At 62.7% G+C, this 14,232-nt stretch carries 12 protein-coding genes and 1 tRNA gene; 11 read left to right on the plus strand and 2 right to left on the minus strand.

Annotation, left to right across the window (positions count from 1 at the left end):
* Positions 1-90 precede the first annotated feature (90 nt).
* Positions 91-1,746, minus strand: coding sequence for an OFA family MFS transporter (locus AC58X1_RS17515; RefSeq protein ID WP_497429219.1), 1,656 nt, complete (start codon positions 1,744-1,746; stop codon positions 91-93).
* A 378-nt stretch (positions 1,747-2,124) separates the two neighbouring features.
* On the opposite strand from AC58X1_RS17515, the gene AC58X1_RS17520 reads away from it, so the two are divergent.
* From AC58X1_RS17520 to AC58X1_RS17545, 6 genes are all read left to right on the plus strand, one after another.
* On the plus strand, positions 2,125-4,371 hold the full coding sequence (locus tag AC58X1_RS17520; RefSeq protein WP_497429220.1) for an AsmA family protein: 2,247 nt from the start codon (positions 2,125-2,127) through the stop codon (positions 4,369-4,371).
* Positions 4,368-5,435, plus strand: a complete 1,068-nt coding sequence (gene mutY / locus AC58X1_RS17525; protein ID WP_497429221.1) for an A/G-specific adenine glycosylase — start codon at positions 4,368-4,370, stop codon at positions 5,433-5,435. Before AC58X1_RS17520 ends, mutY begins: the two co-directional genes overlap by 4 nt.
* Complete coding sequence (locus tag AC58X1_RS17530; protein WP_101322505.1) at positions 5,432-5,704, plus strand: oxidative damage protection protein; 273 nt, start codon at positions 5,432-5,434, stop codon at positions 5,702-5,704. Before mutY ends, AC58X1_RS17530 begins: the two co-directional genes overlap by 4 nt.
* Positions 5,705-5,795: 91 nt before the next feature.
* Positions 5,796-5,871, plus strand: a tRNA-Phe gene (locus AC58X1_RS17535).
* Positions 5,872-6,018: 147 nt separating this feature from the next.
* Positions 6,019-7,038 carry a polyphosphate kinase 2 gene (gene ppk2, locus AC58X1_RS17540; RefSeq protein WP_188036815.1) on the plus strand — a complete coding sequence of 340 codons (1,020 nt, stop codon included), beginning with the start codon at positions 6,019-6,021 and terminating at the stop codon, positions 7,036-7,038.
* A gap of 81 nt (positions 7,039-7,119) precedes the next feature.
* Positions 7,120-7,563 (plus strand): hypothetical protein, encoded by a 444-nt coding sequence (locus AC58X1_RS17545; RefSeq protein ID WP_101322508.1) that lies wholly within the window; start codon positions 7,120-7,122, stop codon positions 7,561-7,563.
* Between the two features lie 220 nt (positions 7,564-7,783).
* Here AC58X1_RS17545 and gabP read toward each other — a convergent pair whose 3' ends face one another.
* On the minus strand, positions 7,784-9,181 hold the full coding sequence (gabP, locus tag AC58X1_RS17550) for a GABA permease (protein WP_101322509.1): 1,398 nt from the start codon (positions 9,179-9,181) through the stop codon (positions 7,784-7,786).
* Positions 9,182-9,784: 603 nt separating this feature from the next.
* Here gabP and AC58X1_RS17555 point away from each other — a divergent pair.
* Genes AC58X1_RS17555 through AC58X1_RS17575 form a run of 5 tightly spaced genes read left to right on the plus strand, consistent with a single transcriptional unit; the run spans position 9,785 to position 13,969 of the window.
* Positions 9,785-10,558: an ABC transporter ATP-binding protein gene (locus AC58X1_RS17555; protein WP_101322510.1), complete on the plus strand. Its 774-nt coding sequence runs from the start codon at positions 9,785-9,787 to the stop codon at positions 10,556-10,558.
* 11 nt (positions 10,559-10,569) lie between these two features.
* A complete protein-coding gene (locus AC58X1_RS17560) occupies positions 10,570-11,325 on the plus strand; it encodes an ABC transporter substrate-binding protein (RefSeq protein ID WP_101322511.1) in 756 nt (251 codons plus the stop codon).
* Positions 11,326-11,380: 55 nt separating this feature from the next.
* Positions 11,381-12,073, plus strand: a complete 693-nt coding sequence (locus AC58X1_RS17565) for an ABC transporter permease (protein WP_101322512.1) — start codon at positions 11,381-11,383, stop codon at positions 12,071-12,073.
* Positions 12,073-12,762: an ABC transporter permease gene (locus tag AC58X1_RS17570; RefSeq protein WP_101322513.1), complete on the plus strand. Its 690-nt coding sequence runs from the start codon at positions 12,073-12,075 to the stop codon at positions 12,760-12,762. Before AC58X1_RS17565 ends, AC58X1_RS17570 begins: the two co-directional genes overlap by 1 nt.
* Positions 12,763-12,769: 7 nt before the next feature.
* Entirely contained in the window at positions 12,770-13,969 is a 1,200-nt protein-coding gene (locus AC58X1_RS17575) for a methyltransferase (protein ID WP_497429222.1), read from the plus strand.
* Positions 13,970-14,232: the final 263 nt, after the last annotated feature.

Raw genomic sequence — 14,232 nt, forward strand, 5'->3', positions numbered from 1 at the left:
ACTGGCACCAGGGCTATAAGCACCCTGCGACAGCGAATTTACCCGCGTTTGGCCCGGTTTGGCTGGCATGCAAGCCAGCCAGCGCGGTTGTCAGTGGAACAGTACGGCAGTCTTTTGCAGGGTAATCCAGATACCCCACGCCAGCGGAATCACCACCACGGCCCAGGCCAGCAGCACCAGCGGAAGGCTGCCCGGCGCGGCGTGCCATTCCAGCGAGCGAGCATTGTCGACGCCTTTGTCGTGGCTCAGCGCGCGCTCGGCCGCAAGCTCGGCATCGGTCATGAAGTACTTGTCGGCCACCGGACGCACCAGGGCGTTGCAGATAAAGCCCAGCACCAGCAGACCGGCGAGGATGTACAAGGTCATGTCGTAGGCCGCCGCACGGGCAACCCCGGCCGCCAGTTGCGACTCGCGCAGATAGGTGATCAGCACCGGGCCGAGCACGCCAGCAGCAGCCCAGGCGGTCAGCAGGCGACCATGGATCGCACCGACCATCTGCGTACCGAACAGGTCAGCCAGGTAAGCCGGCACCGTCGCGAAACCACCACCGTACATCGACAGGATGATGCAGAACGCCGCCACGAACAGCGCCACGTTGCCCAGATGGCCCATGTTCGGCACCAGGCTGTAGAGGCCGACGCCGAGGGCGAAGAAGGCAAAGTAGGTGTTCTTGCGGCCAATGTAGTCGGAGAACGAAGCCCAGAAGAACCGCCCACCAATGTTGAACAGGCTGAGCAGGCCGGTGAAGCCGGCGGCGATTGCCGCGATCTGCGCCAGTTGCGCGCTGTTCAGCTCGCTGAAGCTCAACTCGTTGCCGATCAGCTTGCCGGCGAACACTTCCTGCAGCAGTGGCGAGGCCATGCCGAGGATGCCGATACCGGCCGAAACGTTCAGGCACAGCACCAGCCAGACCAGCGCGAACTGTGGGGTTTTCCAGGCAACGCTGACATGCACGTGACGGTCGGTGACCATCGCGTTGGCTTTTTTCGCCGGCGGCGTCCAGCCCTCAGGCTTCCAGCCGGTTGGCGGTACGCGGTAAGTCAGAGCGCCAGCCGTCATGAACACGAAGTAGATCGCCGCCATGACCACAAAGCTCTGCCACACGCCGACTTCAACCGAGCTGCCGAAATGGCCCATCAGCGCAGTGGCCAGGGGAGCGCCGACCATCGCGCCGCCGCCAAAGCCCATGATCGCCATGCCGGTAGCCATGCCGCGCTTGTCCGGGAACCACTTGATCAGGGTCGACACTGGCGAGATATAGCCCAGTCCCAGACCAATACCACCGATCACCCCCGAGCCGAGCCACATCAGCCACAGCTGGTGGGTCTTGATGCCGATCGCCGAGATCAGCAGGCCACCGCACCAGCACAGCGCCGAAACCAGGCCAGCCTTGCGTGGGCCGGCGTGTTCCAGCCAGCCGCCGAGCACGGCAGCCGAACAGCCGAGGAAGACGAAGAACAGCGTGTAGATCCAGCTCAGCATCGAGATCGGCCAGTCACACTCGGCGCTGAACATCCGCGTGATGAAGCCCATGTCCGCCGAACAGGCAACCGGTGCGGTGATGCCGATGGCTTGCGACAACGGCAGCCAGAACACCGAGAAACCGTACGCCATGCCGATGCACAGGTGGATTGCCAGCGCTGCTGGGGGCACCAGCCAACGGTTGAAGCCCGGCCGGGCGATGATGCGCTCCTTGGACAGGAAGCCCGGCGCGCGCGCCGCTTCTCCCGCAGTACTGCTGCTCATGGTGTTTCCTCTTGTAAGTAGACGTTGCCTTCGGCTCTTCGGCCTGGTTGGCTGCACGCACGCTGCGATCGGACATTCACGGCATCCGCGACAATCGGTCGCGTAATGCGGCGAAAGCGGCGCAAGGTTAACCAGCTGAAACGCTCAATGGAAGCAATCTGACATCGTTATTTTTTGCCACCTGCGCAAGCCGGCTGAACTGTAGAGTAGCTGGCGGTCAGAAACTGATAAGCCTGAGTAGAACCAGGCTGCGCAACCCGGCGAAACCGATACTTAGGCAGGAAATAACCTATATCTACTGGCGGGTACTCAGGCTAACCAGCCACGGCGCTATACTCTGGCGCTTGAATTTTCATTTCGGACTACAAGGACTCGCCCATGAAAGCGTTCGGCAAAATCCTGGGGCTGGGGCTTCTCGGGTTGCTGCTGATCATCGTGGCACTGGGCTTTGCCCTGACCCACCTCTTCGATCCCAACGACTATAAAGACGAGATTCGCCAGCTGGCACGGGACAAGGCTCATGTCGAGCTGACCCTCAACGGTGACATTGGCTGGAGCCTGTTCCCGTGGCTGGGCCTGGAGCTGCATGAAGCCAGCATCGCCACCCTGAACAAACCCACCGAACCGTTTGCCGACCTGCAGATGCTCGGCCTGTCGGTGCGCGTGCTGCCATTGCTGCGCCGTGAAGTGCAGATGAGCGACGTACGCGTCGAGGGCCTCAACCTGAGCCTGGTGCGTGACGAAAACGGCCACGGCAACTGGCAGGACATCGGCAAACCACTGCCGACCCAGGCCAGCACCACCCCTGGCCAGCCTGCGCCGGCGGCGAGCGAACCAAAAGGCAGCGAAGAAAGCGCCAGCGAGCGCTCGGTCAAGCTGGATATCGACAGCCTGACCGTGAACAACGCCCGCGTGCAGTACACCGATGCCAAGACTGGCCAGAGCCTGACCGCCGAGAGCATCCAGCTGAGCACCGGCGCGGTCCACGAAGGAGCGAACATCCCGCTCAAGGCCAGCGCCTTCATCAGCGCCGCGCAACCGAACATCAAGGTGCGCAGCGAGCTGGCCGGCGAACTGCGCTTTGATCGCAAGCTCAAGCGCTACAACCTCGAAGACATGCGCCTGTCCGGCGAAGCCTCGGGCGAGCCGTTTGCCGGCAAGAGCATGACCTTTGCTGCTCAGGGCCAATTGCTGGTCGACATGGCTGCCAATGTCGCGTCCTGGAATGGCCTGAAGGTTTCCGCCAACCAGTTGCGTGCACTGGGTGAGCTGAACGTGCGCGAGCTGGACAAGACGCCGCTGGTCGGCGGCGGTATCTCCATCGCCCAGTTCGACCTGCGCACCTTCCTCGACAGCATTGGCCAGCCATTGCCAGCCACTGCCGACCCGGCCGCCTTCAGCAAACTGGAACTGGTCAGCCGGCTCAGCGCCAGCCCGACCAGCCTGGCTCTGGAAGGCCTGGCAGTGAAACTGGATGACAGCAGCTTCAGTGGCCGCGTAGCGGTTGAAGACTTCGCCAAGCAAGCCCTGCGCATTCAGCTCAAAGGCGACAAGTTCGACGCCGATCGCTACTTCCCGGCCAAAAGCGAGCAGGCCAAGGGCGCCAAGGCGGCGCGTCAGGCCGAGGTCCAGCAGCAGGAAGCAACCGCCGTTGCCGGTGCCGGCAGCTCGCCGCTGCCAAGCGCACCGACCCAGGTTGCCTGGAGCACCGACAAACTGCTGCCGGTCGACCGTCTGCGGGCCCTCGACCTGCAAGCCGACCTGAGCTTTGGCGCACTGACTCTGGACAAACTGCCGATCAACGATGCCCAACTCAAGGCCAGCGGCCAGGGCGGTTTGATTGCTCTGCAAAGCCTGCGCGGCGAGTTGTATAACGGCACCTTTGAAGCAACGGGCAGCGTCGACGTACGCCCGGCCGTGCCGCAGATCGGCATCAACACCAAGATCAACCGGGTCCCGGTCGAGCACTTCATCAAGTCCGACAACCCGGAACAGGCGCCGCCAGTCAAAGGCCTGCTGACCCTGAGCAGCGACCTGACCGCCAGCGGCAACAGCCAGAAAGCGCTGATCGACACCCTCAACGGCAACGCCAACTTCACCATCAACGATGGTGTGCTGGTCAATGCCAACCTTGAGCAGCAGCTGTGCCAGGCCATCGCCACCCTCAACCGCAAACAGTTGAGCGGCGACCCGCGTGGCAAGGACACTCCATTCCAAGAGCTGCGCGGCAGCCTGGTAGTGCGTAACGGCGTGGCCAGCAACCCTGACCTGAAAGCGCGCATTCCCGGCCTGACCGTCAACGGCCAGGGCGACCTGGACCTGCGCGTGCTCGGTATGGACTACCGCGTTGGCGTGGTGGTCGAAGGTGACCAACGCGCCATGCCGGACCCTGCCTGCCAGGTCAACGAGCGTTTTGTCGGCGTCGAGCTGCCACTGCGCTGCCGTGGCCCGCTGGAACTGGGTGCCAAAGCCTGCCGCCTGGATCAGGACGGCCTGGGCAAGGTCGCCGCCAAGCTGGCCGGCAACCGCCTCAAGGACAAGATCGACGAGAAACTCGATGAGAAGCTGGGCGACAAGGTCAGCCCGGAACTCAAAGACGCGCTCAAGGGGCTGTTCAAACGATGAGCCCCGAGCAATTCTCCGGCGCCGTGCTGGCATGGTATGACCAGCACGGCCGCCACGACCTGCCCTGGCAGCAAGACATCAACCCGTACCGGGTATGGGTCTCGGAAATCATGCTGCAGCAGACCCAGGTCAGCACCGTGCTGAACTACTTCGACCGCTTCATGCAGGCCCTGCCCACCGTGCAGGCCCTGGCCGAAGCGCCGGAAGACGAAGTGCTGCACCTGTGGACCGGGCTCGGTTACTACACCCGCGCCCGCAACCTGCAGAAGGCCGCGCAGATCGTCGTCAGCCAACACGGTAGCGAGTTCCCGCGCAGTGTCGAGCAGCTCACCGAGCTGCCCGGCATTGGCCGCTCCACAGCCGGCGCGATCGCCAGCATCAGCATGGGTATCCGCGCGCCGATTCTCGACGGCAACGTCAAGCGCGTGCTGGCCCGTTTCACCGCCCAGGGCGGTTATCCGGGCGAACCCAAGGTTGCCAACGCCTTGTGGGCGACAGCCGAGCGCTACACCCCACAAGCCCGGGCCAACCACTACACCCAGGCGATGATGGACCTTGGCGCAACCCTGTGTACCCGCAGCAAGCCCAAATGCCTGATCTGCCCGCTGCAGCGCGGCTGCGAAGCGCACCTGCTCGGCCAGGAAACCCACTACCCCGAGCCCAAGCCACGCAAGGCGCTGCCACAGCGGCGCACGCTGATGCCGATGCTGGCCAACCGCGAGGGCGCCATCCTGCTCTACCGGCGCCCGTCTAGCGGCCTGTGGGGCGGTTTGTGGAGCCTGCCTGAGCTGGATGACCTCAAGCAGCTCGATGACCTCGCCTATCAGCACGGCCTGCGCCTGAACGGCACACAGGCGCTGGACGGCCTTACCCATACCTTCAGCCATTTCCAGTTGGCCATCGAGCCCTGGCTGGTGCGCGTCGACCCACTGGGTACGCACGTGGCCGAGCCTGACTGGCTCTGGTATAACCTCGCCACCCCGCCGCGCCTGGGCCTCGCCGCCCCGGTCAAGAAGCTGCTGAAACGCGCGGCCGACGAATTGATTGCAGGAGAGCCGCAATGACCCGCACCGTGAACTGCCGCAAATACCACCAGGAACTGCCCGGCCTCGAGCGCCCACCGTACCCGGGTGCCAAGGGCCAGGACATCTTCGACAACATCTCCCAGCAAGCCTGGGGTGATTGGCTCAAGCACCAGACCCTGCTGATCAACGAGAAGCGCCTGAACATGATGAACGCCGAGGACCGCAAATTCCTCCAGGTGGAGATGGATAAGTACTTCTCCGGCGAGGACTACGCCAAGGCCGAAGGCTACGTTCCGCCTAGCGAATGACCCCGTAAAAGCGTAAGCGACGGAATTAATTTAAAAAATTTTCAAAAAGTCGTTGACGCAAACCTGAAAAAGTCTTTTAATGCGCCCCGTTGCCCAGATAGCTCAGTCGGTAGAGCAGAGGATTGAAAATCCTCGTGTCGGCGGTTCGACTCCGTCTCTGGGCACCAAAACACTAAAACCCTGAATCGAAAGATTCAGGGTTTTTTTATGCCTGCGCGTTATTCATGCACTGCTGTTGACCCGTATCAACAGGCCCGTTGCCAGCATTCCTTAGCATGATCGGTGGACACTCGAACCGACCCGCAAGGATTTCCATGAGCGACGAATCCACCCCGCTTCTCTCCCCCGCCCCTGCTGCCGACACCAGCGCCACCCTCAGCGCAAGCGCCACACCGGCCCCGCGCAGCCGTCGCCCACGCCAGCGCAAGCCGGCCGCCAAGGTCAGCGCCGAACCGGCGATTCTCAGCATCAGCCAGCAGCCCGCCGCGCTGCAGGTGGCCAGCGCACGCAAAGGCAGCAACGAGGACAGCACCTCGGCGCGCCTGCCCGCCAGCTACCCGTACCGCACCCGGCTGCGCCGCAACGAATACGAGAAGGCCAAGACCGAGCTGCAGATCGAGCTGCTCAAGGTGCAGAGCTGGGCCAAGGACACCGGCCAGCGCATTGTGGTGCTGTTCGAGGGCCGTGACGCGGCCGGCAAGGGTGGCACCATCAAACGCTTCATGGAGCATCTGAACCCGCGTGGCGCGCGCATCGTGGCGCTGGAGAAGCCTTCCGAGCAGGAACAGGGCCAGTGGTATTTCCAGCGTTACATCCAGCACCTGCCGACCGCCGGGGAAATGGTCTTCTTCGACCGCTCCTGGTACAACCGCGCCGGGGTCGAGCGGGTCATGGACTTCTGCACCCCGATGCAATACCTGGAGTTCATGCGCCAGGCGCCAGACCTTGAGCGGATGCTCACCAACAGCGGCATCCTGCTGTTCAAGTACTGGTTCTCGGTCAACCGCGAAGAGCAGCTGCGCCGTTTCGTCTCGCGCCGGGACGACCCGCTCAAGCACTGGAAGCTGTCGCCGATCGACATCAAGTCGCTGGACAAGTGGGACGACTACACCGGCGCCAAAGAGGCGATGTTCTTCCATACCGACACCGGCGATGCGCCGTGGACGGTGATCAAGTCGGATGACAAGAAGCGCGCGCGGATCAACTGCATCCGCCACTTCCTGCATTCGCTGGAGTACCCCGGCAAGGACCTGCGCGTGGCCCATGCGCCCGACCCGCTGCTGGTCGGCCGGGCATCGCGTGGCTTTGAAGAAGATGAGGCGCCGGCCGCCTGATCGCGACGCGTGCCTCTTGGGTTTGTCGGGCAAGTGCGATTCAATACGCGCACTTTTGCCCCTCCAAGGATTTCAGGCCCCATGGCTTCCAACACCAAGCAGCAAAAACGCGCCAAGCGCGCCGCCAGCAAAGCCAAGCAAAACCGCATGGTGCGCAGCGGCCAGGCAGTCAAGGCGAGCGCCGGTGACAGCGCCAGCGTCGAGCAGATCTTCAACAAGGCGCTGGAGTCGGACAGCTACAGCGAGCTGTTCAGCAAGATGAAAGCCGCTCAGGAAACCGGCCTGGTGGCAATGATCGCGGTGTTCCTGGTCGACCCACTGCTGACCCTGGTGCTCAAAGGCCACAAGGAAGAGCACGCCACCGACTACATCGTGCTGGTGTTCACCGCCTACCGCACCTGGCTGGACGGCGCCGACGAAGAAACCACCATGGCCTGGCTGGAGAGCGACGAGTTCCAGGAAGCGTACGTAGCGGCCTCTGAAGTGGTAGCCAAGCAGCAGCTGCAACAGAAGCAGTTCGGCTAACTCTGCCTCAGCGCCCCCCCCTGTAGGAGCGGCCTTGTGTCGCGAAAGGGCTGCGCAGCGGCCCCGGATTCTCAGCTTCGCCGCCGAAATTGCCGGGCCCGCTATGCGGGCCTTTCGCGACACAAGGCCGCTCCTACACCGGCAGCGTTGCGACATTAAAAAAGGCCGCGCCCTGAACCAGAGCGCGGCCTTTTTGCATTCAGCTCAACGAGCCGGCAGATCAGTTACTCAGCACAACCCGCCCAGCTGCCACGGCGGCCTTGCGCTTGCGCTGCACCAGCAGGCCGGCAGCGACCACAGCCAGGCTCAGCAGCGCGGTGGCGATGATCTCGATGCGGTGGTCTGGACGAATCGCCATCACCACCAGCACCGCGACGATAAAGGCGATGGTCACCCAGGTCAGGCCCGGGAACAGCCACATCTTGAACTCGATCTTCTCGCCGCGTGCTTCACGCTGGCTGCGCATGCGCAGTTGCGACACGGCGATCACCAGGTACACCAGCAAGGCAATCGCGCCGGAGCTGGCCAGCAGGAACTCGAACACCTGCGCTGGCGCGACGAAGTTGGCAAATACGCAGAGGAACGCCGCAGCGGTCGACAGCAGCACTGCCCAGTGCGGCGTACCCGCCTTGGTGGTGCGCTGGGCAACGGCCGGCGCATCGCCACGCTTGCTCAGCGAGAACAGCATGCGCGAGGAGGTGTATAGCGCCGAGTTGAGGCAGCTGGTCACGGCGATCAGGACGACGATGTCGACGATCAGCTTGGCATTCGGCACGCCGATCATGCTCAGCACGGTCTGGTACGAACCGGTGGCCGCCAGGGCTGGGTCGTTCCACGGCACCAGGGCCACGACCAGGAAGATCGACACCAGGTAGAACAGGCAGATCCGCCAGATCACCGAGTTGGTGGCCTTGCTGATCTGTTTGCCCGGGTCTTTCGATTCGGCGGCGGCGATGGTGACGATTTCAGTGCCCATGAACGAGAACATGGTGGTCAGCATGGCTGCCAGCACTGCGCCGAGGCCGTTGGGCATGAAGCCCTGGGTGTCGAACAGGTGGCTGACGCCACTGACCTGGCTGCCCGGCACCATACCGAACATGGCCGCGCAACCGACCACGATGAAGCCGATGATCGCCAGTACCTTGAGCAGCGCGAACCAGAACTCGAATTCGCCGTAGTTCTTCACACTGAACAGGTTGGTAACGGTCAGCGCCAGAGTGATCAACAGCGAGAACGCCCACAGATCAACCGCGGGGAACCAGGCATTGAGGATCGCAGCCGCAGCGTTGGCTTCGAGCGGGATCACCAGCACCCAGAACCACCAGTACAGCCAGCCGATGGTGAAGCCGGCCCAGTGGCCGATCGAGCGATCAGCGTAAGTCGAGAACGAACCAGTGTCGGGCGAGGCGATCGCCATTTCGCCAAGCATACGCATCACCAGCACCACCAGGGTACCGGCTGCCGCGTAGGCCAACAGCACAGCAGGGCCGGCCGCCGCAATGGCGTGTCCGGAGCCAACGAACAGCCCCGCGCCGATTACACCGGCGATGGACAACATGGTGACGTGACGCGATTTGAGCCCCTGAGCGAGGTCATTGGAATTGTGCTTACCGCTCATAAAACTACCTTTGTAAGGAGGTGGACTACCTGAATGACTGGCCAGCGCACCCGGGATTTAGGTAGGCGTCGCTGCATTCTGGAAATCTCCTGTGGCAATTACCGCGCCATCTCCGTGCTTAGCTCATCAGCGCCAGGCCCGATATCAATCCCGGCGGGGCCTGCAGGGCATCTGGCCAAGGCTTGACCGAATGCACATCAAATCGGCTTGTGCCGAGCAGATTACTGAAATACCCACTTACAAATGCACCAAAGGTGCTCCTTGGTAACACCCGCGCACAAAATCGAAGCGCCCAGGTGCAACCGTCAGCGCAACCTCCATTCAAGCGAAAAAGAGGGCAGTAGCCACTACGGCTAAAAACGGCTTCCCAGTGCGGTGCAAAACTGGCACCATCGCGCCTTTTTTCATCAAGGCTCTGGTGCTGGGCACAAGGCCGGCGGACATCCTCGCGACGTTGCACTGCAACGATGCGACAAACTGCCCCGCCAGCGACCTGAGCCCCTTGCGACCCCGTTGGCTGTCAATGAGCCGCTATGCTAGCGTGGCGCTCGCCAGGAAGGCCGCCAACAGCTGGGAACGCACCCGAACCGAAGAGGACCGCACATGGCCCAGGCCACGCCCGCGCTGGAAATCCGCAATCTGCACAAGCGCTACGGCACCCAGGAAATTCTCAAGGGCATTTCCCTGACCGCGCGCGATGGTGACGTGATCTCGATCCTCGGATCGTCCGGTTCCGGCAAGTCCACCCTGCTGCGCTGCATCAACCTGCTGGAAAACCCGCATCAAGGGCAGATCCTCCTGGCCGGTGAAGAGCTCAAGCTCAAGGCCGCCAAGAACGGCGACCTGATCCCATCGGACAACCGCCAGATCAACCGCCTGCGCAGCGAAATCGGTTTCGTCTTCCAGAATTTCAACCTGTGGCCGCACATGTCGATCCTCGACAACATCATCGAGGCGCCGCGCCGCGTGCTTGGCCAGAGTAAGGCCGAAGCCACTGAACATGCCGAAGCGCTGCTGAACAAAGTCGGTATCTTCGACAAGCGCCACAGCTATCCCGCCCAGCTTTCCGGTGGCCAGCAACAGCGTGCTGCCATTGCCCGTACCCTGGCCATGAAGCCCAAGGTGATCCTGTTCGACGAGCCAACTTCGGCGCTCGATCCGGAAATGGTCCAGGAAGTGCTTAACGTTATCCGCGCATTGGCCGACGAAGGCCGTACCATGCTGCTGGTAACTCACGAGATGAACTTTGCCCGCCAGGTGTCCAGTGAAGTGGTTTTCCTGCACCAGGGCCTGGTTGAAGAGCAAGGAACGCCGCAGCAGGTCTTCGAAAACCCGAACTCGGCGCGTTGCAAGCAATTCATGTCCAGCCACCGCTAACGGAGCAATACATGCAGACCTACAAGAAGTTTCTCCTGGCCGCTGCCGCCACTTTGGTGTTCTCGGCCAATGCCCTGGCCGCAGACAAACTGCGCATGGGTATCGAAGCGGCCTACCCGCCGTTCAACAACAAGGATGCCAGCGGTAACGTGGTCGGCTTCGACAAAGACATCGGCGACGCCCTGTGCGCCAAGATGAAAGTCGACTGCTCGGTCGTCACCTCCGACTGGGACGGCATCATCCCCGCCCTGAACGCGAAGAAGTTCGACTTCCTGGTGTCGTCGCTGTCGATCACCGACGAGCGCAAGCAAGCGGTTGAATTCACCGACCCGTACTACTCGAACAAGCTGCAGTTCATCGCACCGAAGAACGTCGACTTCAAAACCGACAAGGCCTCGCTCAAAGGCAAGATCATCGGCACCCAGCGCGCGACCCTGGCCGGCACCTGGCTGGAAGACAACTACGGTAGCGACGTGCAGATCAAACTGTACGACACCCAGGAAAACGCCTACCTCGACCTGATCTCGGGCCGCGTCGACGCCATCCTCGCCGACAAGTACGTGCAGTACGAGTGGCTCAAATCCAACGACGGCAAAGCCTATGAGTTCAAAGGCGAGCCGGTGATGGACAGCGACAAGATCGGCATTGCCGTGCGCAAGGGTGACGACAAGTTGCGCGACCAGCTCAACGCTGCCCTGAAAGAAATCAAAGCCGACGGTACGTACAAGAAGATCAACGACAAGTACTTCCCGTTCAGCATCGAATGATTCGCCCGACCGGCACGCCCTAGCGGCGTGTCGGTCCCTAGAACGCACCTAATCAATGAATATTGACCTGCACGGATTCGGTCCGGCCTTGATGGCTGGCACCCTGATGACGGTAAAACTGGCGCTCTGCGCCTTGCTGCTGGGGCTGATCCTGGGCCTGCTCGGCGCCCTTGCCAAGACTTCTGCCCTCAAGCCACTGCAATGGCTTGGCGGCTTCTATTCGACCCTGGTGCGCGGGATTCCCGAGCTGCTGTGGGTATTGCTGATCTATTTCGGCACCGTCGGCCTGGTCAACAGCCTCGGCGACGCCCTGAACATGCCCGGCCTTGAGCTGAGCGCATTTGCCGCCGGCGTGATCGCGCTGGGCCTGTGCTTTGGCGCCTACGCCACCGAAGTGTTCCGCGGCGCGATCCTGGCGATCCCCAAGGGCCACCGCGAAGCCGGTCTGGCCCTGGGCCTGTCCAAAGGCCGCATCCTCTCGCGGATCATCCTGCCGCAGATGTGGCGCATTGCCCTGCCTGGCCTGGGCAACCTGTTCATGATCCTGATGAAGGACACCGCGCTGGTGTCGGTGATCGGCCTTGAAGAAATCATGCGTCACTCGCAGATCGCCGTGACCGTGAGCAAGGAGCCGTTCACCTTCTACATGGTTGCCGCGTGCATCTACCTGAGCCTCACCGTAGTGGCGATGGCCGGCATGTACTTCCTGGAAAAACGCGCCGCTCGCGGCTTCGTGAGGGCTGAATAATGAACTGGGAAGTCATCATCAAATGGCTGCCACGCCTCGCCCAGGGCGCGACCCTGACCCTGGAGCTGGTGGCCATCGCCGTGATCGCCGGCCTGATCCTGGCGATCCCGCTGGGCGTCGCCCGCGCCTCGCGCCACTGGTATGTGCGCGCCCTGCCCTACGGCTACATCTTCTTCTTCCGCGGCACGCCGCTGCTGGTGCAGCTGTTTCTGGTGTATTACGGCCTCGCCCAGTTCGAAGCCGTGCGCAACAGTGTGCTGTGGCCGTACCTGCGCGATCCGTTCTGGTGCACTGTGCTGACCATGACCCTGCACACCGCCGCCTACATCGCCGAGATCCTGCGTGGCGCGCTGCAGGCCATCCCCAAGGGTGAAATCGAAGCAGCGCGGGCTCTGGGCATGTCCCGCGGCAAAACCCTGTTCTACATCATGCTGCCACGCGCCTCGCGCATCGGCCTGCCGGCCTACAGCAACGAAGTGATCCTGATGCTCAAGGCCAGCGCCTTGGCCAGCACCGTGACCCTGCTCGAACTCACCGGCATGGCCCGCACGATCATCGCCCGCACCTACCTGCCGGTGGAGATCTTCTTCGCGGCCGGGCTGTTCTACCTGGTCATCTCGTTCCTGCTGGTGCAAGGCTTCAAGCTGCTGGAGCGCTGGTTGCGGGTGGACGCCTGCCAAGGGCGCTAAGGCGCCCATGGCCATCCTCGAAACCGACCAGCTACGCGCCCGCTTCCACGCCCTCGACCAGTTTCTGGTCGAGCATCAAGCGCTGTGGAAGCCCAGGCCCTTCACCGCCTTGCAGCTCGACTGGGAACAGCAGTACCCAGAACTGGCCAGTTGGCTGCGCCAGTGCACCCTCGAAGACGCCGAAGCCAACCTCGACCCAAACCTGCCACCCGCACCTTATCCACAGCTGGCCGCCCAGGCTCAGCAACTGACCGCCCTGGATGAGTTGCCCGACGCAGGCTTATCGCCCGCCGGCCACCGCCTCGACGTCAACGTGCCCGGGCGCAAGTGGCAGCAGATCGAAGCCTTCAGCCGCCGCCTCGGCTTTCGCCAGCAGACCCAGCACTGGCTCGACTGGTGCGCCGGCAAAGGGCATCTCGGCCGCCGCTTGCTGCAGCCCGGCCAGCAACTGACCTGCCTCGAGTACAACCCCGAGCTGGTCGCTGCCGGCCAGGCCCTCAGCGACCACCACAAGCTGCCCGCCCAGCACCTGCATCAAGACGTTATGGCTGCCGAAAGCGCCCGCTGCCTCGACCAAAGCAAAAGCGTGGTCGCCCTGCACGCCTGCGGCGATCTGCACGTGCGCCTGCTGCAGTTAGCCGCCAGCCAAGGCTGCCAACACATCGCGTTGGCGCCCTGCTGCTACAACCGCATCCAGGCCAGCGCCTATCAGGCCCTGTCCAGCAACGCCCGCGCCTCGACTCTGCAGCTCGACCTCGACGACCTCGGCCTGCCCCTGAGCGAAACCGTCACCGCCGGCGCCCGCGTCCGCCGCCAGCGCGACGCCTCGATGGCCCGCCGCCTAGGCTTCGATCTGCTGCAACGCGAACAACGCCAGAACGACAGCTACCTGCCGACGCCATCGCTGCCGGTCAGCTGGCTGGACAAGACCTTCGCCGCGTACTGCCAGGACCTCGCCGCGCTCAAACAGCTGCCCCTCACCGGCAACCCCGACTGGGAGGCACTCGAAGCCGCCGGCTGGCAACGCCTCGCCCAGGTACGCAACCTGGAGCGCGTACGCAACCTGTTCCGCCGCCCGCTGGAGTTGTGGCTGGTGCTCGATCGAGCGCTGTACATGCAGGAACAAGGCTACAACGTGCGCCTTGGGCTGTTCTGCGACTACGCCCTTACACCCCGCAATTTGCTACTTTTGGCCGAGCGCGAGTGATGAGCAACCTGTGGATAAGTCTGTGCACAAGCTTTTGATGAAATTGGCGGATTTGTGGATCCAACTGGCTATTTAGGGCCGTCTGCTTATTCGCTTAAACCTTCAAGCCCAGCAAAAACAGCACTTTGCGCAAAGACCGACGGTTACGACCAACGGTATGCCCGCACGGCAATCCTGGCATGCCGCTTGTGCATAAGCATTTTCAGAATTGTCCGAAAGCGTGATGGCCACCCGCCTTCGCCCATGCCTACTGAGTTACAATT

It is taken from the genome of Pseudomonas sp. PGPR N4 (assembly GCF_059693665.1).

Coding starts and splice junctions, on each gene's coding strand:
- AC58X1_RS17575 (WP_497429222.1), top strand. CDS start 12,770: ATGGCCATCCTCGAAACCGACCAGCTACGCGCCCGCTTCCACGCCCTC.
- gabP (WP_101322509.1), bottom strand. CDS start 9,181: ATGAGCGGTAAGCACAATTCCAATGACCTCGCTCAGGGGCTCAAATCG.
- ppk2 (WP_188036815.1), top strand. CDS start 6,019: ATGAGCGACGAATCCACCCCGCTTCTCTCCCCCGCCCCTGCTGCCGAC.
- AC58X1_RS17560 (WP_101322511.1), top strand. CDS start 10,570: ATGCAGACCTACAAGAAGTTTCTCCTGGCCGCTGCCGCCACTTTGGTG.
- AC58X1_RS17545 (WP_101322508.1), top strand. CDS start 7,120: ATGGCTTCCAACACCAAGCAGCAAAAACGCGCCAAGCGCGCCGCCAGC.
- AC58X1_RS17570 (WP_101322513.1), top strand. CDS start 12,073: ATGAACTGGGAAGTCATCATCAAATGGCTGCCACGCCTCGCCCAGGGC.
- AC58X1_RS17515 (WP_497429219.1), bottom strand. CDS start 1,746: ATGAGCAGCAGTACTGCGGGAGAAGCGGCGCGCGCGCCGGGCTTCCTG.
- mutY (WP_497429221.1), top strand. CDS start 4,368: ATGAGCCCCGAGCAATTCTCCGGCGCCGTGCTGGCATGGTATGACCAG.
- AC58X1_RS17530 (WP_101322505.1), top strand. CDS start 5,432: ATGACCCGCACCGTGAACTGCCGCAAATACCACCAGGAACTGCCCGGC.
- AC58X1_RS17520 (WP_497429220.1), top strand. CDS start 2,125: ATGAAAGCGTTCGGCAAAATCCTGGGGCTGGGGCTTCTCGGGTTGCTG.
- AC58X1_RS17555 (WP_101322510.1), top strand. CDS start 9,785: ATGGCCCAGGCCACGCCCGCGCTGGAAATCCGCAATCTGCACAAGCGC.
- AC58X1_RS17565 (WP_101322512.1), top strand. CDS start 11,381: ATGAATATTGACCTGCACGGATTCGGTCCGGCCTTGATGGCTGGCACC.